Source organism: Maribacter sp. MAR_2009_72, assembly GCF_007827235.1.
Taxonomy (GTDB): domain Bacteria; phylum Bacteroidota; class Bacteroidia; order Flavobacteriales; family Flavobacteriaceae; genus Maribacter; species Maribacter sedimenticola.
In genome coordinates this window covers 1,763,886-1,787,240 of sequence record NZ_VISB01000001.1, presented here as the reverse complement: position 1 = coordinate 1,787,240, position 23,355 = coordinate 1,763,886, and the positions used below count along the sequence as shown (strand labels likewise).

The window sequence follows — 23,355 nt, the reverse complement described above, 5'->3', positions numbered from 1 at the left end:
AAGATATATGTTAACCTACCTGTTCGAATATTTAGAAAAACAATACCAGTTCCCCGGGGCATCGCTATTTCAGTTTAGCACGTTTCGCGCGGCAATGGCCATATTGTTTTCCCTAATGATCGCGACGGCTTTTGGTAAGCGTATTATTTTGTTTTTGCAACGACAGCAAGTGGGCGAGACTATTCGTGACCTAGGGTTGGAAGGGCAAAAGCAAAAAGCGGGTACGCCAACCATGGGCGGCATTATTATTATAATGGCCACCTTGATTCCCGTACTATTATTTGCCAGATTGGAGAATATCTATATCATTCTATTGGTCTTCACCATGTTATGGATGGGGGCTATTGGCTTTTTGGATGATTATATTAAGGTGTTTAAAAAGAACAAGGAAGGTTTACAGGGCAGGTTTAAGGTGTTGGGCCAGGTAACCTTAGGCCTTATAGTAGGTGCAGTGCTATATTTTCATCCGGCCGTTACCATGCGCGATCATGATAAAACCATCATTACGAGTGAATATACCGTAGAGCAGGTTAAGGGGGCGGAAATAAAATCTACCATGACCACGGTGCCCTTCTTTAAGAACAATGAATTTGACTATGGTTATTTAATAGAATGGGCCGGAGAAGGAGCCACACAATATGCATGGTTGTTGTTTATCCCAATTATCATCCTTATTGTAACGGCCGTCTCTAACGGTGCAAACCTTACGGATGGTATTGATGGTCTTGCTGCAGGTACTTCTGCCATTATCGTTTTTACTTTGGGCATATTCGCTTTGGTATCGGGTAATATTATTTTCTCTGACTATTTAGATATTATGTATATACCAAGGGTTGGTGAACTATTGATTTTTATCACTGCTTTTGTAGGGGCCCTGATAGGATTTTTATGGTACAATGCTTTTCCGGCCCAAGTATTTATGGGAGATACCGGTAGTTTAACAATAGGTGGTGTAATAGCTGTTATTGCAATTATCGTACGTAAAGAATTATTGATACCTGTATTGTGCGGAATATTTTTTGCCGAGTCACTTTCAGTGATGTTGCAAGTAGGCTATTTCAAATACACTCGAAATAAATATGGAGAAGGCAGACGTATATTTTTAATGTCGCCATTACATCACCATTACCAGAAAAAGGGATATCACGAAAGTAAGATTGTAACACGATTTTGGATTGTAGGCATTCTATTGGCCATTATCACTATAGTTACTTTAAAAATTAGATAGATGGCGTTGTTGGTAGTGCTTGGAGGAGGAGAAAGTGGAGTAGGAACAGCCATTTTAGGATTGAAAAAAGGATACGAAGTTTTTGTATCCGATAAAGGAAAAATTAAAGAGAAGTATAAAAACGTTCTTGAGCATTTTGGAATTGATTGGGAAGAAGAAACACATTCTGAAGACCGCATCTTAACTGCCGATTTGGTAATGAAGAGTCCGGGTATACCGGATAAAGTTTCCTTGATAAAAAGACTGGTGGAAAAAGGGATTCCGGTAATATCTGAAATTGAATTTGCATCAAAATACACCGATGCAAAAATTATAGGTATTACGGGGAGCAACGGAAAGACTACCACGACCATGTTGACGAACCATATTCTTGCCGAAGCAGGTTTAAAAGTGGGTATGGCAGGGAATATTGGCGATAGCTATGCGAAGATGGTGGCAGAAAACGACTTTGAGTATTATGTACTTGAGATCAGCAGCTTTCAATTGGACGGTATTGTAGATTTTAAACCGCACATAGCGGTGATTACCAATATTACGCCAGACCATTTAGATCGGTATGAATATGAATTTGAAAACTATATCGCATCGAAATTTAGAATAGCGGAAAATCAAGATGAGTCAGATTACTTGATTTATGATGCAGACGATGAAGTAGTGGTACAATGGCTCAAGGAGCACCCGGTCAAATCGAAATTAATGCCTTTTTCATTGAAAGAGGAATTTAAAGAAGGAGCATTTTTAGCACAAAACGAGATAATAATAAAAACAACAACAGACACTATTAGCATGATTAAAGACACTTTGGCCTTAGAAGGTCAGCACAATGTAAAGAACTCCATGGCAGCTGCCACGATTGCAAAATTAATCGGTATCAGAAAAGAAACGATTAGGGCATGTGTGTCTAATTTTCAAGGGGCGCCGCACCGTTTGGAAAAAGTATTGAAAATACATCATGTAGAGTATATCAACGACTCCAAAGCCACTAATGTAAACGCGGCATATTACGCCTTGGATAGTGTAAAGACCCCAACGGTATGGATTGTGGGCGGTGTAGATAAGGGCAATGAATATATGGAATTGATGCCGTTGGTGCGTGAAAAGGTAAAGGCCATAATATGTCTTGGGGAGAACAATGAAAAAATAAAGGATGTTTTTGGCAATGCCGTAGATCTTTTGGTAGAGACTTTTGCCATGGAGGAAGCGGTAAAGGTAGCTTATAAAATAGCGGAACGTGGTGATACGGTCTTATTGTCACCGGCGTGTGCAAGTTTTGATCTTTTTGAAAATTATGAAGATCGTGGAAATCAATTTAAGAACTGTGTAAGGAATTTATAGGGTGTTGAACATATTTCAAAATATAAAAGGGGATAAAGCTATTTGGGCCATTGCGGCACTATTGGCATTGTTCTCGTTTTTGCCCGTGTATAGTGCAAGTAGTAATCTGGTCTATGTAGTGGGCAACGGTACCACGGTTGGCCATTTGGTAAAGCATGCTATTTTGCTCTTCTTGGGTTTTGGAATTATTTATGCCGTACATAGAATACCCACTCATTTCTTTAAGGGCCTGTCCATGATCGCATTGCCAATTGTGGTGGTATTGCTCGTATTTGTATTGGCTCAGGGAACATCCGGTGGTGGCACAAATGATAGCCGGTGGATACGCTTGCCCATAGTGGGGTTTGGATTTCAACCTTCTAACTTGGCGGCAGTTGTATTAATGATCTATGTGGCCAGATATTTTTCTAAGGTTAGGGAGATTCAGATTACTTTTAAGGAAAGTATTCTGCCTTTATGGTTACCGGTGTTCTTGATCGTTATGTTGATTTTGCCCGCTAATTTTTCAACGGCCGCCATTTTGTTTTCCATGGTAATGATCCTATGCTTTCTGGGCGGTTATCCAATGAAGTATTTGCTGGGTATAGTGGGTGCAGGAATTTTGTTCCTGTCTATATTCATAGTAACGGCAAAGGCATTTCCAGATTTGTTTCCCAATAGGGTAGATACATGGATGAGCCGTATAGATAGCTTTTCCAATCCTGAAAATACAGAGGCCAATTACCAGATAGAACGTGCAAAGATTGCAATTGCAACAGGGGGTGTGGTAGGAAAAGGGGCCGGTAAGAGTATTCAGAAAAACTTTTTGCCACAGAGTTCGTCAGATTTTATTTATGCCATAATTGTAGAGGAATATGGTCTGCTAGGTGGCTTTGGCCTAATGCTTTTCTATTTGTTCCTATTGTTCCGCATTGTGGTTGTCGCCAACGGAGCCTCTACCGTGTTTGCTAAATTATTGGTATTGGGGGTTGGTTTGCCCATTGTTTTTCAGGCAATGATCAATATGGCGGTAGCTGTAGAGCTTTTTCCCGTAACCGGACAGAATTTGCCTCTGATCAGTAGTGGTGGAACCTCAAGTTGGATGACCTGTTTGGCCATAGGCATCATATTGAGTGCAAGTAATAAAAGTATAGTGCAAGAAAGTATGGCCGAAGACGATATGGATGAAACGAACCCTTTAGAGATATTAAGTGGGCAATTATAGATTCATCTTGTCCGGTGGCGGTACCGGCGGACATATTTACCCGGCAATTGCCATTGCCAACGAACTGAAGAGAAGGTATCCTGATGCCGAATTTTTGTTCGTAGGGGCAAAGGACAGAATGGAGATGGAGAAAGTGCCGCAGGCAGGATATAAAATAGAAGGATTGTGGATAACAGGGATACAGCGAAAACTGACCCTTAAAAATCTGCTTTTTCCTATAAAATTGATAAGCAGTTTAATGAAAGCAAACAGCATCGTATCGAAGTTTAAACCCCATGCCGTAATTGGTACAGGTGGTTTTGCCAGCGGTCCATTATTAAAAATGGCTACCGTTAAGGGGGTACCTTGTTTGCTGCAAGAGCAGAATTCATTTGCCGGTATTACCAATAAACTATTGAAGGACAAAGTGGAAAAAATCTGTGTAGCCTATGATGGTATGGAACAGTTTTTTCCAAAAGATAAAATAGTAAAAACGGGTAACCCTGTACGTTCAGATTTGGTTACGCTAAACGCAACAAAGAGCGAGGCGTTAGATTATTTTGAATTGGATTCTAATAGGAAAACGCTATTGGTATTGGGGGGTAGTTTAGGTGCTAGACGTATTAATCAATTGGTTGCGGACAACATGGCATATTTTGAATCATTGGGGTTACAGGTAATATGGCAATGTGGAAAAGGGTATTACGATACGTATAAAGGAAATCAGTCAGCAACTATAAAGGTTCATGCTTTTTTAAACTCGATGGATAAGGCCTATGTAGCGGCAGATTTTATTATATCACGAGCTGGAGCAGGTGCGGTATCAGAATTATGCTTGGTTGGGAAACCTACATTTTTTATTCCGTCACCGGTAGTAGCAGAAGACCATCAGACAAAAAATGCATTGTCATTGGTTGGTCATGATGCAGCCGTAATGATACGGGAAAGTGAGCTGGACGAAAAGTTTAAAGGCGAGTTTGAGGCAGTACTGAACTCTGCTGAAAAACAAGCAACATTATCAAAGAACAGTAAAGCGTTGGCATTACCAAATGCAACTGCCGATATCTGTGACGAAATAGAAAAAATAATAAGATAAAATGAATTTAGCGCAAATACATAACGTGTATTTTATAGGCATTGGGGGCATAGGTATGTCCGCCTTGGCGCGTTATTTTGCATTTATAGAAAAATCGGTGGCCGGGTATGATAAAACCGAAACGCCACTGACCAAGGAATTGGTCGCTGCCGGTATGGAAATCCATTACGAGGATAATGTTGCCCTAATACCGGATAAGTATCTTGACAGTGCACATACATTGGTGGTATATACCCCAGCGGTACCTTCACAGCATACGGAATACCAATATTTCTTGACCAATAATTTCGACATCAAAAAACGGTCGGCGGTACTTGGGTTGATTACCAAGGATTCGTTTTGCTTTGCGGTGGCCGGAACCCATGGTAAAACTACGACATCGAGCATTTTGGCACACCTTTTAAAAGAGTCCGGCGTTTCGTTAACTGCCTTTTTAGGAGGTATTTCAGAAGATTTCAATAGTAATTTTTTGTTAGAGGGAACGGAATTTTCTGTAGTTGAGGCAGATGAATTTGATCGTTCCTTTATGCAACTATCGCCCAATGTAGCATGTGTCACCTCTATGGATGCCGATCATTTGGATATTTATGGTAATGCCGGGGAATTGGAGAAAACCTTTATTGATTTTACCAAAAGAATTAAACCGGGCGGAAAACTTTTCGTTCGTAACGGGTTGCCTTTACAGGGGTATACCTATGGAATAGAAGACGATTCGGATTATTGCATCCGAAACATAACAATAGAACGTGGTACCTACATATTCGATTTGGAGACCCCCGATGCCACGCTGAAAGGGGTTGAATTCAACAAGCCCGGAAGGCATAATTTGCTGAACGGTTTGGTTGCTTTTGCGATGGCGATGGAATCTGGTTCCCCACCACATCGCCTTGCTAAAGCATTGGCAACATTTAAAGGAGTGCAAAGGCGTTTTTCGTATCAGCTAAAAAATGAGGAGTTTGTTTTTATAGATGATTATGCGCACCATCCTACGGAAATCAATGCCGTTTTTGAGGCAATCTCAGAAATGCATCCCTATAAAAAAGTGTTGGCTATTTTTCAACCGCATCTGTACTCCAGGACAAGGGATTTTGTGGACGATTTTGCAAAAAGTCTTTCACGGTTTACAAATATATTGTTGTTGGATATTTATCCTGCACGGGAAGAAGCAATACCCGGGGTAGATTCCCAATGGTTGCTGAGCAAGATAACAAGCGGTAATAAGGCTTTAATTTCAAAGGAACAAATCATTCCACGAATAAAAGCTGAAAATCCTGATGTATTGGTGACAATGGGTGCTGGGGATATTGGTTTGGAAATAGTAAAAATTAAAAAAGAAATGTCATATGCGATTTAATTGGAATTATATAAAGTTGGCGGCTTTGGTTCTGGTAATCATGGGGTTATATGCGTTTTCCAATGCAAGAAACAGTGCCAAGAACGTAACCGGTATGAAGGTAAGTTTTGTTGGTGATCAGAATCTATATCTTACTGAAGGGGCGGTTAATAAATTGTTAATACAAAAATACGGGAGCCTACAAAATGTGCCCAAAGAAAATATAGTTTTGAATACTGTAGAAAAGGCCATTGAGGCCAATGAAATGGTGAAAAGTGCCCAGGTCTATCTAACTATAGATGGTGAGCTTAATTCAAAAATTGTTCAGCGCAAACCAATCGGACGCATAGAGGGGGATACAAAATTTTATTTGGATGAGGACGGAAAGCGTATGCCTCTTTCCAGTAATCATTCAGCAAGAGTTCCCATAATAACAGGCAATATCAGCGGTAAAAGCCTTGAGGATGTCTATGTCATATTGGAGCATATAAATGCTGACGATTTTTTTAGAAAAACCGTGGTAGGTATTCATATCAAAAGAGAAAACGAATACCAATTGCGATTAAGGCTTAACGATTTTGTAGTGAATTTAGGCGGTATTGATGGTTTGGAGGGGAAGTTCAGCAATTTTAAGGCGTTTTATGCCAAGGCTACCAAGGATCAAACCTTGGAGGATTATGCAGAAGTAAGTTTAGAATTCAATAACCAGGTGGTGTGCACTAAAATATAATTTAAAGATGGAACAAACTAAATATTCGGTCGGTCTAGACATTGGAACAACAAAGATCGTTGCCATTATTGGTAAGCAGAATGAATACGGTAAGATAGAGATTTTGGGTATCGGTAAATCCAAGAGTTTGGGTGTACACCGTGGTGTGGTAAACAATATTACACAAACCATAAAATCCATTCAGCAGGCCGTAGAAGAGGCAGAGGCCAATTCTGGTCTTAAGATCGGTTCTGTTGTGGTGGGTATTGCCGGGCAGCATATTAGAAGTTTGCAGCACAGCGATTATATCACCAGAAAGGATTCAGAGGAAGTCATCAATGAAGAAGATGTGGATACACTATGTAATCAAGTGCACAAATTGATTATGTTACCTGGTGAAGAAATCATTCATGTATTACCGCAAGAATACAAAGTAGATGGTCAGGCAGAAATTAGGGAGCCTATTGGTATGTACGGTGGTCGTCTAGAAGCCAATTTTCATGTTGTGGTAGGCCAGGTGGTATCCATAAAGAATGTGGGCCGCTGTATTAAGAGCGCAGGTCTGGACTTGGGCAACATTACCTTGGAGCCATTGGCATCGTCAGATGCGGTATTGAGCCAAGAGGAAAAGGAAGCTGGGGTTGCATTGATAGATATAGGTGGAGGTACTACTGATCTTGCAATTTTTAAGGACGGGATCATTAGGCATACTGCCGTAATTCCTTTTGGTGGTGGTGTCATTACAGAAGACATCAAGGAGGGCTGTAGCATCATAGAGAAGCAGGCAGAGCTGTTGAAAACAAGATTTGGCTCAGCATGGCCAGGGGAGAATAGGGATAATGAAATAGTTTCCATACCGGGATTAAGAGGTAGGGAGCCAAAAGAAATTTCATTAAAAAACCTTTCTAAAATAATTCATGCACGTGTAGTTGAAATCATAGAACAAGTTTATGTTGAGATCAAGAACTACGGTCATGAAGAACAAAAGAAAAAATTGATCGCAGGCATTGTTTTAACAGGAGGCGGTAGTCAATTAAAGCACTTAAAGCAGTTGGTAGAATACATTACGGGTATGGATACACGAATAGGGTACCCCAATGAGCATTTGGCCGGTGATTCCGATGAAGAAGTGGCCAGTCCCTTGTACGCAACCGCTGTTGGTCTTTTAATGAATGCCATTAAGAACCAAGAGAAGGTAAAGTTAACTAAAGAGGAAATTCTTCAGGAGCAAGAGCAGGAAAAGGAAGAGGAATTGGTATATGCAGAGGGAAACCAAACGGTCGTTAATCGCCCGGACGTTCATAAGGAACGTAAATCCGTATTTGACAAATGGACCGAAAAATTAAAGGAATTCTTAGATAACGCAGAGTAGCAATAGCATAGAACAACATAATACAAACCAGTAATAATTAGAATATGAGTAAGAACAGCGAATTTGATAATATCTCTTTTGATTTGCCAAAGAATCAAAGTAACGTTATAAAGGTCATTGGAGTAGGTGGTGGCGGTAGCAATGCCATTAACCACATGTTCCAGGCAGGAATTAACGGAGTGGATTTTGTAATCTGTAATACCGACTCACAAGCTTTGGATAATAGTCCGGTGCCCAATAAGATTCAATTGGGCGTTTCGTTAACGGAAGGTTTGGGTGCTGGTGCCAATCCTGAAGTTGGGGAACAGGCCGCCATGGAAAGCATGGAGGAGATAAAGGGTATGTTGGATTCTACGACAAAAATGATATTCATTACTGCTGGTATGGGTGGGGGAACAGGAACTGGTGCTGCTCCCGTCATTGCAAAATTCGCAAAAGAAATGGATGTTCTTACCGTTGGTATCGTAACCATGCCATTTCAGTTTGAAGGTAAAATGCGTGTAGACCAAGCGCATCGCGGTATAGAAAAACTACGTAAAAATGTTGATTCGCTGATTGTTATTAACAACAATAAACTAAGGGAGGTATATGGTAACCTTGGTTTTAAAGCTGGTTTTTCCAAAGCGGACGAAGTATTGGCAACGGCCGCTAGGGGTATTGCAGAGGTAATTACGCATCACTATACACAGAATATAGATTTACGTGATGCCAAGACCGTATTGTCCAATAGTGGAACCGCTATAATGGGGTCCGCTATTGCATCTGGATCAGCACGTGCCAACGAAGCGATCATGAAAGCATTGGATTCGCCCTTGTTGAACGATAATAAGATTCAAGGAGCTAAAAACGTATTGCTGTTAATCGTTTCTGGGGCACAGGAAATTACGATCGATGAAATTGGAGAGATCAACGATCATATCCAAATAGAGGCAGGTTATGGCGCCAACATCATTATGGGTGTCGGTGAGGATGAAAGTTTAGGAGAGGCTATTGCCGTAACGGTAATTGCCACGGGTTTTAATATTGAGCAACAGGATGATATTGTAAATACGGAGTCAAAAAAAATCATCCATACCTTAGAGGACGGTCAACGTGCCGAGGCAATGTTGCTATCCAATACCAAAACCGTACATACCTTGGAGATGGATGAGGAAGAGGAGGAAGTAAAGCCCGTATCTAAATATCAATTTGTTGACGAAGCGGAATTTGATTTGATACCTACCACGAACTACATTAAGAATTTTAATGTATTTTATGAGGAGGTAGTGGCAGAAAACGTCTCCGAAGATGATTTTGTAATCGTAGATACTGCCGCAAGAAATATTGAAGTTGTAGATCCAGAGGTTTTAAAGGCCAGAGATCATGATGAGGAAATTGCCTTTAATTTTGATATGCCATCCAGGGAAGAGGAAAAAGAGAATGTTATCACCTTTAACCTTAATGATGAAGTTAAGGATTTGGACGTAAAGGATAGTATAGAGATTATTCCTGTTCTGGAATATAATAAAAATGGGGAAAAGCGCTATAGCCTAGATGACTATATGAAATTGGAAAGCAAGCTGACCGGTGCAAAGTCTAAGGCAGAGGAATTTGAACCGAAAATAGTGGAGGACGAATTGATTTTTGAGAAAAGAACGGTTGCTCCAGTTAGGGAAGAAAGACCTACCGATGCTCCTTTAGATCCAATGGAAACTCCAATAGAGGAATTATTGAGGGAAAGGGCAGATGATCGTAGAAGAAAATTAAAGGATTATAATTATAATTTCAAAAATACAAAGCCAAGTTCCTATGATGAGAACAAACCGGCTTACCAAAGACAGGGAATTCATTTAAATGATGCCCCAAGGGAAAAGAAAATCTCTAGAACCTCGTTAAGCGATGATAGTAACGACGAGATCCAATTGCGTTCCAATAATTCTTTTTTACATGATAATGTAGATTAAGGAACGTAAATGGCACAGCTATTTTAAACCCGAAATCCGTAATGGTTTTCGGGTTTATTTTTTATCTTCGCAATCCAAAATATAAAAGCTATGGGTTTACAGCAAAAGGTTATGGAACAGTTGAAATTGGCTATGAAAGCCAAAGATTCGGTTGCCTTGGAATCTCTTAGAGCTATAAAGTCCGCTTTGTTGGTGGCAAATACCAGTGGTGGGGGTGAAATTACGGAAGATGACGAAATAAAAATAGTTCAGAAACTGGTAAAGCAGCGAAAGGATAGTGCAGCAATTTTTATAGAGCAGGGAAGACAGGATCTTGCTGATCCAGAATTGGCCCAAATTGCCGTTATAGAACAATTTTTACCGGAACAACTTACGGAAGAGGAAGTAGAGAAAGTAGTGGTACAGACCATTGATTTGGTAGGAGCTACCGGAATGAAGGATATGGGTAAAGTAATGGGTATTGTATCTAAGGAACTTGCCGGACAGGCGGATGGAAAATTAATATCTACCATCGTAAAAAGAAAGTTGGCATAAACTAAATATAAAGAATGATGCTAATCATTCGGTTTTAAATAGAAACTGGCTCCGTGGCGCAACTGAATAGCGCATCAGATTTCGGCTCTGAGGGTTGGGGGTTTGAATCCCTCCGGGGTCACTAGTAAAAAAGCCACATCCTAAAGATGTGGCTTTTTATTTTATTGGGTCACTATATTAATCTCTATTGATTTCTAAAATAGTACCGTCTTTTTCCATTAAGGATATTTCGTGTTTTGAGTAGCCAAAGTAAGTATCGGGATAGTTTTCCGGTTTATCTATTTTATAAATGCGTGAACGTTTGGAAATCTCATAATCGTTCAACGAAAGAAACAGACTATCTTGGGTAATGCTTACCAATTTCATTGTAGAGTAATTTCCGTTATCTACACGATACTTATAAATATCACCAATTTCAGGTTCGGATAAATATAGCTTGGTGTTTAATTTATCTCTACCAGTTGTGTATATTATTAAGCCAATAAGGCATATTAAAAGTAAAAGTCCGGAAAACTGCCAAGTAGGACCTTTGACATTGCCTTTAATGTTTTTGTATTGTAGTTGTAGTTGATCGGGCATTTCCTTCGGTTTTAAAACTTGTTTGCAGTGACTGCAGAAGGAGTTTCCACTTTTTATGAACGGAAATACGGGAATCCAGAAAATATGAAAATGTTTCCGGTATATATTAATATAGATGGTGTCTTCATTTTTGCAATGTTGACAGGTAATATTTCTGGTTTTTATACTGGCAATGTTGGCTGAACCTGTTCCAAAAAATATCATAGTTCTAATTTATTGTGGGGAGAAAATTATTTATTAATAACGTGTAAACCCTTAAACTATTGTTTTTAATAGTATGTGCGGATCCAAAGAACCTAGCTTACCCTGCCATTTCTATGAGAAAAATTAATTAACATATATTTATAATGATTGGTTCGGAACTTAACGAACTAAATTATAGTTTTGCTTTTTAAAATAATGTTATGGGTATTTGTTCACAGGAAAAAAAGGATTTGGTAGAAGAATTGGGTTTGTTCTTTCAGGCACGCCATAAGCTTACACCATTATCAGCTCGTATTTATTCTATCTTGGTTTTGACCTCTTCGGATGGGTATACTTTTGATGAATTAATGGAGATAACCCAAAATAGCAAAAGTTCCGTAAGTACAAACTTGAATTTGCTGGTTTCACTAAAGTTCGTTGAATACTATACTAGAACTGGGGATAGAAAACGCTATTTCAGAAACAATGGCAGTTATATTAAAAATATGCTACAAGAGCGCATGGAGTCGGTATCCAAGGAGCTGAAGATTGCGGAAAAAGTAAATACCTTCAATAAGAACAACAATCCGGTAAAATATCAGGAAAAAGGATTTATAGGCAGTATTTTCCTTTCCTACCTACAATCAGAAAGAGACAATTTGGAACAAGCTATACTGAAAATTAATGAATTTCAAGACAAAAATTAATTCAATCCAACATATCAAAAAAATGAATAAAATAAAACTTTCCATAGTAGCAATACCATTAATCTTCCTTGTCGCATGTGGGGATGGGGGTAAAACCCAAGGGCCTTTGGCCGTCGCCAAGCCTTTTGAGGTAGTTACCATACCTACCAAGGATGTAACCTCATATACTACATATCCGGCAAGTATAGAAGGTATAGTAAATAGTGAGGTCAGGGCCAAGATTTCCGGTTATATAACCGATGTATTGGTAGATGAAGGTCAAAAAGTGAGAAAGGGAGAAGTGCTCTTTAGGTTAGAAACCCAATCCCTTTCACAAGATGCCGCCGCTGCAAGTGCCAATGTAAATGCGGCTCAAGTAGAAGTGGACAAATTAAAACCTTTGGTTGAAAAAAATATTATCAGTAACGTACAACTAGAATCCGCCAAGGCCAAGCTTCAGCAGGCCCAAAGTACCTACAATGCCGTAAATGCAAATATAAATTACGGTAACATTAAAAGTCCGGTTAATGGTTTTGTAGGTTCTATACGTTTTAGAAGAGGGGCGTTGGTAAGCCCAAGTGACCAGCAAGCATTGACCACCGTTGCTGATATAAGTGAAGTTTTTGCCTATTTCTCCATGAATGAAAAAGATTATTTGGATTTTATACAGGATACTGAAGGTGATGATATATCAGAAAAAATAAATAATCTTCCTAAGGTTAAGCTGGTATTGGCCAATGGTCGTGTTTATGATGAAGAAGGAACTATTGAGACTATAAATTCCCAAGTAGATGAAGCTACTGGAGCAATTACGTTCAGGGCCAAGTTTAAAAACCCTTCAAGAGTTTTAAGTAATGGCAATAGCGCCAAGATACAGATACCAAAACGTTTTAAGGATGTATTGGTGGTTCCCAAGGAAAGTACATTTGAACGCCAGGGAAGTACATATGTATATAAGGTATCCAAAAAGGATAGTATGGCCGTTTCTACATCTATCTCTATTATAACAGCTGTGGATAATCTTTATTTAGTGGATGGTGGAATACAGAAGGGCGATGAAATAGTGGCAACAGGAGTGGATAAAATCAGGGGTGAAACCAAAATCATACCGCAACCCGTTGTCTTTGATAGCATAGCCACGCCAATGCAAAAAGTATTTAGATAAATACCCAAATACCAAAAGAACATGTTAAAAAAATTTATAGAACGTCCCGTTTTATCTACGGTAATATCCATTATTATCGTAATTCTAGGAGTGTTGGGGTTATATACATTGCCCATTACCCAATATCCTGATATAGCACCACCCACTATAAACGTAAGTGCCAGTTATCCCGGTGCAAGTGCAGAGACCATATTGGAAAGTGTTATTATTCCGTTGGAAGAGCAAATAAATGGGGTAGAGGGTATGACCTATTTGACCTCTACGGCCACCAATAGTGGTACGGCATCCATTGATGTATTTTTCGACCAAGATGTGGACCCGGATATTGCGGCGGTCAATGTGCAGAACAGGGTGGCCCGTGCAAATGCATTTTTACCCCAAGCCGTTATCCAGACAGGGGTAACCACACAAAAGCAGCAGACCAGTGCATTAATGTTTTTGTCATTCTATAGCAGTAATCCGGATTATGATGAAACATTTATACAGAATTACTTAAAAATAAATGTCATACCTGAATTTCAACGTGTTAACGGAGTAGGTAATGTAAACGTATTTGGCTCTAAGGACTATGCCATGCGTATTTGGTTGCAACCGGAAAAATTGGCCGCTTATGGACTTATACCATCAGATGTAACAGCCGTGTTGAATGAACAAAGTTTAGAAGCTGCGGCAGGTTCGTTGGGTGAAAATGATGGACAGGCCTTTAGTTACACCATTAAATATTCCGGACGTTTTAAAACCGAGGAACAGTACGGCAATATTATCGTAAAAGCACTGGATAACGGACGTTTTTTACGGTTAGAGGATATTGCGGATATTGAATTAGGGGCACAATCCTATGCATCCGGTTCTACGACTTCCGGTCATCCGGCAGTGAATTTGGGTATTTTCCAGACCAAAGGTTCCAATGCCAGTGACATTATCAATGCCATAGAGGACAAATTGGAGATTATAGAGCAAAATATGCCAGAGGGTATGGAAATCTTTATCCCCTATAATACCAACAATTTTTTGAACGCATCTATAGAAAAAGTGGTCAGTACATTGATAGAGGCATTTTTATTGGTATTCTTGGTTGTATTTATTTTCCTTCAGGATTTTAGGTCCACCTTAATTCCTGCAATAGCGGTGCCCGTGTCCATTATAGGTACATTTTTCTTTTTAAATCTCTTTGGATATTCAGTAAACCTGTTAACCTTGTTTGCTTTAGTATTGGCCATAGGTATTGTGGTAGATGATGCCATTGTAGTGGTAGAAGCCGTACACGCAAAATTGGATGAAGGGGCACAGGATGCCAAAAAGGCCACTATTACGGCAATGAACGAAATATCAGGAGCTATCATATCCATTACCTTGGTCATGGCTGCAGTATTTATTCCGGTAACTTTTGTACAAGGTCCTACCGGGGTTTTCTATGAGCAATTTGGGGTAACGTTAATCGTGGCCATTATGATTTCCGCAGTAAATGCATTGACGTTGTCACCGGCATTGTGTGCCCTTTTGTTAAAGCCGCATAAAGAAGAACATGAAAAAAGCAAAAATTTTATACAACGATTCTTCGATGCATTTAACGCCGGATTTAAGGCTACTACCCAAAAGTATGGTAAAGCGGTACATTTTTTATATAGGAATAAATGGGTAACCGCTGTCATATTGATTTTGGCCGTTGTGGGTATCTGGTGGTCATCTGGCAATGTCAAAACCGGATTTGTACCTGATGAGGATAGGGCCATTGTATTTATCAATGTAGAATTGCCTGCAGGTTCATCCATAGATAGAACCCATGCCGTTAACCAGGAACTGTATGCCAAGTTAAAACAAATACCTGGCGTTTTGGAAGGCTCTGTAATTGAAGGCCGAAGTTTTTTAGGGGGTTCGGGAAGTAATTATGGTCTAGGATTTGTTCGTTTACAGGATTGGGACGAACGTAGTGCAGATTCATTGTCCATTCAGAATATTACCGCACAAATGTTTGGGGCAGCGGCTACCATCCCTGAAGCGAATATCATTTTCTTTGCACCACCTAGTATTCCAGGTTTTGGAAATTCCGCAGGTGTAGAGGTGAACTTGTTGGACCAGTCCAGTGGTAGTTTTGAGGATTTGGATAAAACCAATCAGGAATTTATTACCAAATTAATGCAGCGTCCCGAGATACAATATGCACAATCATCCTTCAACACTAAATATCCACAGTATGAGCTAGAGCTTAACGTACCCAGGGCCAAAGAATTGGGAGTTTCCGTAAGCAGTATCTTTTCAACACTACAAGGATATATAGGTAGTATTTTTGCATCGGATTTTTCAAGATTTGGAAAACAATACAGGGTCTATGTGCAGGCATTGCCAGAAGACCGTGCAGGCATAGATAATCTAGATCAAATGTATGTAAGGACCAATGCAGGAGTAATGACACCCATAACGGAGTTCATTACCATGAAAAGGGTATACGGTCCCCAATCTGTTACACGGTTCAATCTGTTTAACTCTACCAAAATTACCGCGGCCACCAATCCTGGTTTTAGTACCGGTGATGCCATTGCGGCAGTGGAAGAGGTCGCGGCTACCCTACCCGTAAATTATACCACTGCCTATTCAGGTCTTACAAGGGAAGAAGTCAATGCAGGTGACCAGACGACGACAATCTTTTTATTGTCCTTGGTATTTGTGTACTTTTTATTGGCCGCACAATATGAAAGTTATCTCATCCCGTTTTCGGTTTTGCTTTCCCTACCGTTAGGGGTGTTTGGTGCATATTTTACCACTCAATTGGCAGGCCTTCAAAACAATATTTACTTTCAAATTGCCTTGATTATGCTTGTGGGCCTATTGGCCAAGAATGCTATTTTGATCGTAGAATTTGCCTTGCAGCGAAGACGTGAAGGTATCAGTATCGTAGATGCGGCAATGCAAGGGGCAGAATCACGATTGCGTCCAATCCTAATGACCTCGTTTGCATTTATCCTTGGTTTAATGCCGCTGGTATTGGCAAATGGAGTTGGTGCCGCTGGCAACAGGTCTATCGGTACGGGAGCCGTAGGCGGGTTATTGATAGGAACCGTTACAGGAGTGTTCGTAATACCCATTTTGTTTATTCTTTTTCAATGGTTACAGGAAAAAGTAAGTGGAGCCCCAAGTACAAACCAATTAGAAAATGCAGAATAATTGTAAGCATATGAAATTTTCAAAGATTATAAGAATTACAAGCGTAATAATATTACCGCTATTATTGGTATCCTGCTTTTCAGCGAAAACTTATGAGCGTCCGGAAAGTGAATTGTTGAACGCCCAATACTTTAGGACCGATTCATTACAAAAGGATAGTGTTTCTATAGCCACCATTTCTTGGAAACAGCTATTTACGGACCCAATATTGCAGGGATATATAGAAGAAGGTTTAACCAATAACATAGATATTAGGCAGGCCATTCAGCAAATTATGATTGCCGAGGCGTATTTAAAGCAAGGTAAGGCAGGTTATTTGCCTACGCTAAATGCTTCTGCACAATATACCCACAATGAGCTTTCTGCCAATAGTCAATTTGGTGGACAGTTTGATAGATTGGACCAATATCAATTAAGCGGTGGATTGTCTTGGGAAGCGGATATTTGGGGAAAAATAAGAAGTAATAAACGAGCCAATGAGGCTACATATATACAATCCGTAGCTGCGCACAAGGCTGTAAAGAGCAGATTGGTAGCAAATATAGCTTCGTTATATTATCAATTGTTAAGTCTGGATGAGCAGATTGCCATTACTGAATTGACCATAGCGACCAGGGAAAGCGGTTTGGAGACTACCAAAGCCTTAAAGGAGGCCGGAAATGTTACGGAAGTTGGGGTAAAGCAGACCGAAGCCCAATTGTATACAGCCCAAGCAATTTTAATCGATTTAAAGAACAATGTACGTTTATTGGAAAATTCTTTGTCCATTTTACTGGGAAGTGAGCCTAAGGATATTGCCCGTAGCAGTTTAGATGAACAGAAAATTTCTACTCCTTTAAAAACAGGAGTTCCATATGAACTTTTGGCAAATAGACCAGATGTTATAGCCGCGGAGTATGCATTGTTGAATTCTTTTGAATTGAGCAATGTGGCGCGTAGTAATTTCTACCCTTCACTGACCTTGACCGCCAACGGCGGACTCCAAAGCTTGGATTTTGATAAGTTGTTTGATTCCAGTTCCTTATTCACCACCATAGTAGGGGGATTGACCCAACCACTATTGAACGGAAGAAAGATAAGGACCCAGTATGAAGTTGCCAAAGCAAGCCAAGAACAAGCCAAGTTACAGTTTAAATATACATTGCTCAATGCATCCAAAGAGGTTTCAGATGCACTTTATTCCTATAATGCGGCATTGGATAAAATTAAGGTGAAACAAAAAGAATATGAGGCATATACCGTGGCCAGGGAATATTCACAAGAATTATTGGATAATGGTTTAGCCAATTATTTGGAAGTTTTGAATGCTAGACAAAATACCTTGAGTACCAACCTGGACCTTACCGGAACAAAGTATGCCAGGTTACAGTCTATAGTAGACTTATATGAAGCTCTAGGGGGTGGATGGCAATAATAATTTTATACTAAAAAAAGCATTGGTTAACTGGTAGCCAATGCTTTTTTTTAAAAATTAGAAATTACACGGATTGTTTTGAAAGTATATCCTTAACAATTAATTTGGCGTGAACCCTTGAGTTTTCTATAAACCATTTATGGGTTTCCATACCGCCACAGATAACGCCCGCCAAGTAAAGTCCTTCCACATTGGTTTCCATACTTTCAGGGTCATATTGTGGCAGCTTTTTATCATCATCACTGATGTGGACGCCCAACATCTCCAAAAAGTGGAAATTTGGTTTGTAACCTGTTAATGCCAGTACAAAATCATTTTCAATGCTTATTTCCTTACCTTCTACTTGAAGTGTTATTGAGTGTTCTTCAATACGTACAAGTGTAGATTTGTAATATGCCTTAATGCTACCTTCCTCAATTCTATTAATGATATCTGGTCTTACCCAATATTTTACACGTTGCCCAACTTCATCACCACGAATGACCAATGTGACTTCAGCACCTTTGCGCCAACATTCAAGTGCGGCGTCAATAGCAGAATTGCTTGCCCCTACTACCGCAACTTTTTGACCGGAATAGTAATGAGGGTTGTCATAATAGTGTGCAACCTTGTCTAAATTTTCCCCGGGAATGTTCAATAGATTGGGGATGTCGTAAAATCCGGTGGCCAATACAATATGATTACTGTTGTATTTGTTTTTGGATGATATAATAGTAAATATATTAGCTTCTTTCTTTACACTTTTTACTTTTTCGAACAAATGCATGTTCAATTTGTTAGAAGTAACGATACGTCTGTAGTATTCCAAAGCTTCATCCCTTTTGGGTTTGGCCTCTTTACTTATAAAAGGTATTTCATCAATCTCCAATTTTTCAGAAGAAGAAAAAAATTGCATATTGGTGGGATAATGAAACAAAGAGTTTACTATAGGGCCTTTTTCTAAGATGAGGTAATCCAGACCGTTTTTTTTGGCTTCCAATCCACATGCAATTCCTATAGGTCCGCCACCAATGATGATAAGGTCATATGCTGTTTTCATCCCTTCAGCGCTTTTATGGTTGCCTGGGGATCTTGACTTTTAAAAACAAAACTCCCTGCCACTAATATGTCTGCACCTGCATCTACCAATTTCTGTGCATTATTTGTAGTAACGCCACCATCAATCTCTATTAATGTAGAAGCATTTTTTTTGGTGATCAATGCTTTCAATGACTTTATTTTATCATAGGTGTTTTCTATAAACGACTGACCACCAAAACCGGGGTTTACGCTCATGATGATTACAATATCAATATCCTTGATGGTGTCTTCCAACAGTTGCACGTTGGTATGGGGGTTAATGGCTACCCCAGCTTTCATACCATGGGATTTAATTGCTTGAAGGGTTCTGTGCAGATGTGGACAAGCTTCATAGTGAACGGTCAAGTGTGCCGCTCCTAAGCGGGCAAATTCCTCAATATAGCGGTCAGGATCCACAATCATTAAATGAACATCCAACGGTTTTGTAGCGTGTTGTTGAATTGCTTTTAATACAGGCATACCGTAAGAAATATTGGGGACAAATACCCCATCCATAACATCAATATGATGCCAGTCTGCTTCACTTGCATTCACCATTTCCACATCTCGTTGTAAATTACCGAAATCTGCTGCCAGAAGTGAGGGGGCTATTAATGTCTTGCTCATTTTCTATGGGTTAAACGTTCATACAAAAGTAAGGATTTGAGTTCTCCTAGAATAATGTAATCACTTTTGAAAATAATGTAAAAGGTCACTTTCGGCAGCAATATATCCAAATGAACTCCATGCGGAACTCTCTACTAGGTCAGTCATTAGTTTTTTGGCCGTTTTCTTATCCCCATTATAGAAATACCAATTGGCTACCCCGTAGGAAACTGCATCGTTAGACGGGCTTCCTGTACCAATTTGTAGTAAGGAATCTACAGGAACCATATTTTTATAGAGTTTGCATAGTCGATAATAGCTCTGATTTTCAATGACATCCATTTGTGGGATAATTGGTCGTAACATTTCATTGGCCAATTCTTTGTTTCCTAATCTGCGTTGAATCATATATAGCCAATGGGTACTAGAAACAATATTATCCGGTAATGTGCCGGATTTTCTACATTTTACATAGGCATCAAATGCTTTTTCATAATCATGCTTTAAGTAATAGGCAAGTCCTAAGTGATACCAGATATTGCCATGTAGCGTACTTACGGGAATATTTTTGGCATTGGGCATCCCATCCGGTTCAATGGTATTCACTGTCCCATTAATTAATTTACCTGCATACTCCAAATCCGCTATGGCTTCATCAAATTTACGAACGGAGATATACCTATGACCGCGATGCCTATATAATCTAGGTTCATTGGGAAATTGTGCTATGCCCTTGGAATAAACGGTAATGGCATCATCATAATGGCCAAGATAGGCCGTTCTCCTACCGTACCATATTATTGCTTCTATGCTGTCCGGATATTTTTCGTAGGTAGCTTTAGCTTCAGTGTACTGGTCCAATATTTTTTGGGATGGGTTTTCAATCTTGAATTCCTTGCCCAAAGGAGTGGTAAAAGTTTGGGCTTGGTCCTGTATATTTTTAATTTGGATGTTTTCGGTCTTTTTTTCGGTCTTGCAATGAATGTTCAATACCAATAGCATGAGGGCAAAGATTGTAGGTAATTGACATAAACATTTTAATTTAGAAATTAAGGAACTGAAGCGGAAAATGACCCTTTGGAAAACGCTGGATTTAATCATTATTGTCGACATTATAGATTTCATGAGAGGAATCTCCACCGGAGATGATATAGGCGAATAAATCCGCAACTTCTTGTTTGTTCAATCTGTTCAATAATCCCGGAGGCATTGGGGAAACAGGTGAAAGCTCTTTTTTTACAATATTACTTTTGGCGATGCCAATGGTATAATTTTCATTGAACGGATTAGGTAAAATGACTATAGAGTCGCCAACTTCAGATTTAACTCTACCGGCAATCTTGGTATTGTCGTTTAAATGGAATAGCGTGTTTGCATATTGGTCGGAAATCTCATCATTTGGACTATAAATAGCAAAAAACAAATCATAGGTACTGAATTTGCTATGAGCCTGTGTTAGGTCTGGACCAGCCGCACCCCCTTCGCCACGCATTCTATGGCATAGAATACACGTTGCTGCGGCAAATGCCCTTTTGCCATTTTCAATATTGCCTTTATAATTGTCCAAGCCTCCCCAAACAATATCTCCCATATCCTCACCTGTGTATATTTTTCCGGGTCCAATAGGTTGGGGAATTTCTGCAACTGCACTAGATGGGGAATAGACACCTGAAATTTCTTGAAAATAATCCCGATCTTCCTTTGGTACATGGACCATGGCCCGTTGGCGTACATTTTCCATATACGCCTTAAAGCTTCTACCGCCATTTGAACCAAGTACATCAAAATACCAGGAAAAATAGCGTGTTCTTAAATCCTTGTTCCAACCTTCTTTTGCATTGCTCAATAACATTCCATAAAAAATAGCTTCGCTTGGTGGCATTTTAGAGATGACGTCCCTGATCAAAGGGCCATATTCTTCACTGCGCAACGTAGCTTCTTCGGAAAGCATTTCCACCCCTTCGGTTACGGTTTTTTGTGCGGTATGGAATTCTAATCGTTCCACGAGTTTTTTAACTGTATTTTTTTCGTCCAAGAATAATAGAAGTTGGGCCAGTTCTTTGCTTACGGCATTTGAACTGGCAGGAAATAAGGGCGCTAGGGTGCGGACCAAACCTTGTTGGTCTCTATTGTCTGGTTTACCTGATCTAATAAAGTTTATGGAATAAGCCCTTAAGGCATCCAATAGCGTGCTATTGTCAAGGTCTGGCAGTGTTATACCCTGTAATTTGTTCAATACTAAGGATTGATGTTCGGTAAGGCCTTTGTGGCTTAAAGCAATACTAGCTTCAATGATTTTGCGAGTATTTGTTTCATTTTTAAATGTTGGTAACCAAGTTTCCAAAGGTTGGTGCTCTAATACTATTCTGGCGGCATACCGTATAAAACGGTCTGGATGATCCAAATTGTCCCAAGCCAACTCTGTACCTTTCAACGAAGCTACGCCATGATATTTTTCCAGTTCCTTGCGAAGATTACGTGCCGCTGTCCCATCCGTATTCTTAGGATTGTTCTGGACGATTGTCTCTTTGGTATAACTTAATCTATATAAGCGCGAATCTAACCGTCTTCCCCCAGTGGCAAAATAGACGTTACCGTCATTGCCGGCAATCATATCGGTTAACGGTAATGGAGTGCCAGATAGAAATTCTTCCCTTTTAGCTTCGTATGAACTTCCTTTTGGTTTTAGGTCTATAAAGTATACGGTACCAAAACTCCAATCCATTGCTAGAAGTCCATTGGTATATTTTTTAGGAAAATTTAATGTTGAAGTAGATAGAACGGCAGTAGGTGAACCCTGTTCCAAATTATGTACGGCAGGAAGATTGTCAGGATAATAAGAAGGCCATTTACCAGAACCTGTTCTCCAACCATATTCGCTAGCACTGGTGACATGGCAGATTCTAGTAGGTCTATACCAAGGCATACCAATGTCCCATTCCATATCGGCATCATAGGTGAACAGTTCCCCATCGGCATTGAAGGCCAGATCAAAAGGATTTCTGTAACCTACGGAAATGAGTTCCCAGGAGCTGCCGTCCTCATTGAATTTGGTAATCCATGCACCTGGTGCCTTTACATCGTTAGCATGGCCGCGGGCGTCAAGAAAAGGAGTGAATAAATTATCCTCGCCCCAATTGGTAGGAATACGGCTATTTTTTTTGACCTTATCAGGAATTAAGGTATGGTTGCCAGCAATAAAGTAGATTTCGCTACCATCTGGTGAAAGCGTAAAGCTATGGGGCCCGTGTTCACCGCTACCCTCTAAACGAAGTAACATGGTAACCGTGTCCAACCTACCGTCATTATCTTGGTCCGTTATCCGATAAATTCCGCTTCCTTTTTCTTGATCATCCGGCACATCATCTTTCCATCTTTTGTTTACGGCTACGTATAGACTGTTAAATGCCCATAACATTCCATGTGCTTCTCCAATGTTCAGTGCTAAAGGAATTATATTCTTTGGGTCTAGTTTATCACCTTTTTCCGGGATGGTGAACTGATAGATTTCCCCATACTGATCACAAGCAAACATTTGATTGTGTTCACCTTGTGCCAGCGCAACCCAAGACCCCTGTTCATGGCCGCTAGGGTGATAAATTTCTTCAAGCTCAAAACCGTCGGGAATTGTGAACGAAATCTCTTGCTGCTCTTTTGTATTCTTTTCTTCTACATTGCACCCCAAAAATAGGAAAACAAAAAGGAGATAAAAAAGACGGTTGGTCGTTTTGGTCATGGTCTTGTATATTTTACACTTAAATATACAAA

At 39.8% G+C, this 23,355-nt stretch carries 19 protein-coding genes and 1 tRNA gene; 15 read left to right on the top strand and 5 right to left on the bottom strand.

Going from position 1 to position 23,355, the window contains the following annotated elements; all coding sequences use genetic code 11:
• Positions 1 to 7 precede the first annotated feature (7 nt).
• The 10 genes from mraY to JM81_RS07315 all read left to right on the top strand — a co-directional run bounded on the left by mraY (position 8) and on the right by JM81_RS07315 (position 10,854).
• The gene (mraY, locus tag JM81_RS07360; RefSeq protein ID WP_144801848.1) at positions 8 to 1,228 is read left to right on the top strand and encodes a phospho-N-acetylmuramoyl-pentapeptide-transferase; all 1,221 of its coding nucleotides are present in this window, start codon (positions 8 to 10) and stop codon (positions 1,226 to 1,228) included.
• Positions 1,229 to 2,563, top strand: coding sequence for a UDP-N-acetylmuramoyl-L-alanine--D-glutamate ligase (gene murD / locus JM81_RS07355; RefSeq protein ID WP_144801845.1), 1,335 nt, complete (start codon positions 1,229 to 1,231; stop codon positions 2,561 to 2,563).
• Between the two features lies 1 nt (position 2,564).
• The gene (locus JM81_RS07350) at positions 2,565 to 3,767 is read left to right on the top strand and encodes an FtsW/RodA/SpoVE family cell cycle protein (protein ID WP_089262330.1); all 1,203 of its coding nucleotides are present in this window, start codon (positions 2,565 to 2,567) and stop codon (positions 3,765 to 3,767) included.
• The gene (murG, locus tag JM81_RS07345; protein WP_144801842.1) at positions 3,754 to 4,842 is read left to right on the top strand and encodes an undecaprenyldiphospho-muramoylpentapeptide beta-N-acetylglucosaminyltransferase; all 1,089 of its coding nucleotides are present in this window, start codon (positions 3,754 to 3,756) and stop codon (positions 4,840 to 4,842) included. The genes JM81_RS07350 and murG overlap by 14 nt, the downstream gene beginning before the upstream one ends.
• Before the next feature lies 1 nt (position 4,843).
• A complete protein-coding gene (gene murC, locus JM81_RS07340; protein WP_144801840.1) occupies positions 4,844 to 6,196 on the top strand; it encodes a UDP-N-acetylmuramate--L-alanine ligase in 1,353 nt (450 codons plus the stop codon).
• Positions 6,186 to 6,905, top strand: a complete 720-nt coding sequence (locus tag JM81_RS07335) for a cell division protein FtsQ/DivIB (protein WP_144801837.1) — start codon at positions 6,186 to 6,188, stop codon at positions 6,903 to 6,905. Before murC ends, JM81_RS07335 begins: the two co-directional genes overlap by 11 nt.
• A 7-nt stretch (positions 6,906 to 6,912) precedes the next feature.
• Positions 6,913 to 8,256 (top strand): cell division protein FtsA, encoded by a 1,344-nt coding sequence (ftsA, locus tag JM81_RS07330; RefSeq protein ID WP_089262322.1) that lies wholly within the window; start codon positions 6,913 to 6,915, stop codon positions 8,254 to 8,256.
• 44 nt (positions 8,257 to 8,300) lie between these two features.
• Positions 8,301 to 10,199, top strand: a complete 1,899-nt coding sequence (gene ftsZ / locus JM81_RS07325; RefSeq protein ID WP_089262320.1) for a cell division protein FtsZ — start codon at positions 8,301 to 8,303, stop codon at positions 10,197 to 10,199.
• A 90-nt stretch (positions 10,200 to 10,289) separates the two neighbouring features.
• Entirely contained in the window at positions 10,290 to 10,733 is a 444-nt protein-coding gene (locus JM81_RS07320) for a GatB/YqeY domain-containing protein (RefSeq protein WP_144801835.1), read from the top strand.
• A 47-nt stretch (positions 10,734 to 10,780) separates the two neighbouring features.
• Positions 10,781 to 10,854, top strand: a tRNA-Arg gene (locus JM81_RS07315).
• A 56-nt stretch (positions 10,855 to 10,910) separates the two neighbouring features.
• Here JM81_RS07315 and JM81_RS07310 read toward each other — a convergent pair.
• Positions 10,911 to 11,312 carry a hypothetical protein gene (locus JM81_RS07310; protein ID WP_144801833.1) on the bottom strand — a complete coding sequence of 134 codons (402 nt, stop codon included), beginning with the start codon at positions 11,310 to 11,312 and terminating at the stop codon, positions 10,911 to 10,913.
• Positions 11,313 to 11,339: 27 nt separating this feature from the next.
• Between JM81_RS07310 and JM81_RS18400 the strand changes: the two genes are divergently transcribed.
• From JM81_RS18400 to JM81_RS07290, 5 genes are all read left to right on the top strand, one after another.
• Entirely contained in the window at positions 11,340 to 11,495 is a 156-nt protein-coding gene (locus JM81_RS18400; RefSeq protein ID WP_186435545.1) for a hypothetical protein, read from the top strand.
• Between the two features lie 221 nt (positions 11,496 to 11,716).
• Entirely contained in the window at positions 11,717 to 12,202 is a 486-nt protein-coding gene (locus tag JM81_RS07305) for a GbsR/MarR family transcriptional regulator (RefSeq protein ID WP_089262312.1), read from the top strand.
• Positions 12,203 to 12,224: 22 nt separating this feature from the next.
• Positions 12,225 to 13,346, top strand: coding sequence for an efflux RND transporter periplasmic adaptor subunit (locus JM81_RS07300; RefSeq protein WP_144801830.1), 1,122 nt, complete (start codon positions 12,225 to 12,227; stop codon positions 13,344 to 13,346).
• A gap of 21 nt (positions 13,347 to 13,367) precedes the next feature.
• A complete protein-coding gene (locus JM81_RS07295) occupies positions 13,368 to 16,508 on the top strand; it encodes an efflux RND transporter permease subunit (RefSeq protein ID WP_144801828.1) in 3,141 nt (1,046 codons plus the stop codon).
• Positions 16,509 to 16,518: 10 nt separating this feature from the next.
• Positions 16,519 to 17,922, top strand: a complete 1,404-nt coding sequence (locus JM81_RS07290) for a TolC family protein (RefSeq protein ID WP_144801826.1) — start codon at positions 16,519 to 16,521, stop codon at positions 17,920 to 17,922.
• 64 nt (positions 17,923 to 17,986) lie between these two features.
• Here JM81_RS07290 and JM81_RS07285 read toward each other — a convergent pair whose 3' ends face one another.
• The 4 genes from JM81_RS07285 to JM81_RS07270 all read right to left on the bottom strand — a co-directional run bounded on the left by JM81_RS07285 (position 17,987) and on the right by JM81_RS07270 (position 23,323).
• Positions 17,987 to 18,961: a YpdA family putative bacillithiol disulfide reductase gene (locus JM81_RS07285; RefSeq protein WP_144801823.1), complete on the bottom strand. Its 975-nt coding sequence runs from the start codon at positions 18,959 to 18,961 to the stop codon at positions 17,987 to 17,989.
• Positions 18,958 to 19,608, bottom strand: coding sequence for a ribulose-phosphate 3-epimerase (rpe, locus tag JM81_RS07280; RefSeq protein ID WP_089262306.1), 651 nt, complete (start codon positions 19,606 to 19,608; stop codon positions 18,958 to 18,960). Before rpe ends, JM81_RS07285 begins: the two co-directional genes overlap by 4 nt.
• A 60-nt stretch (positions 19,609 to 19,668) precedes the next feature.
• On the bottom strand, positions 19,669 to 20,589 hold the full coding sequence (locus JM81_RS07275; RefSeq protein ID WP_144801820.1) for a tetratricopeptide repeat protein: 921 nt from the start codon (positions 20,587 to 20,589) through the stop codon (positions 19,669 to 19,671).
• Between the two features lie 91 nt (positions 20,590 to 20,680).
• Positions 20,681 to 23,323 (bottom strand): c-type cytochrome, encoded by a 2,643-nt coding sequence (locus JM81_RS07270; protein ID WP_144801817.1) that lies wholly within the window; start codon positions 23,321 to 23,323, stop codon positions 20,681 to 20,683.
• Positions 23,324 to 23,355: the final 32 nt, after the last annotated feature.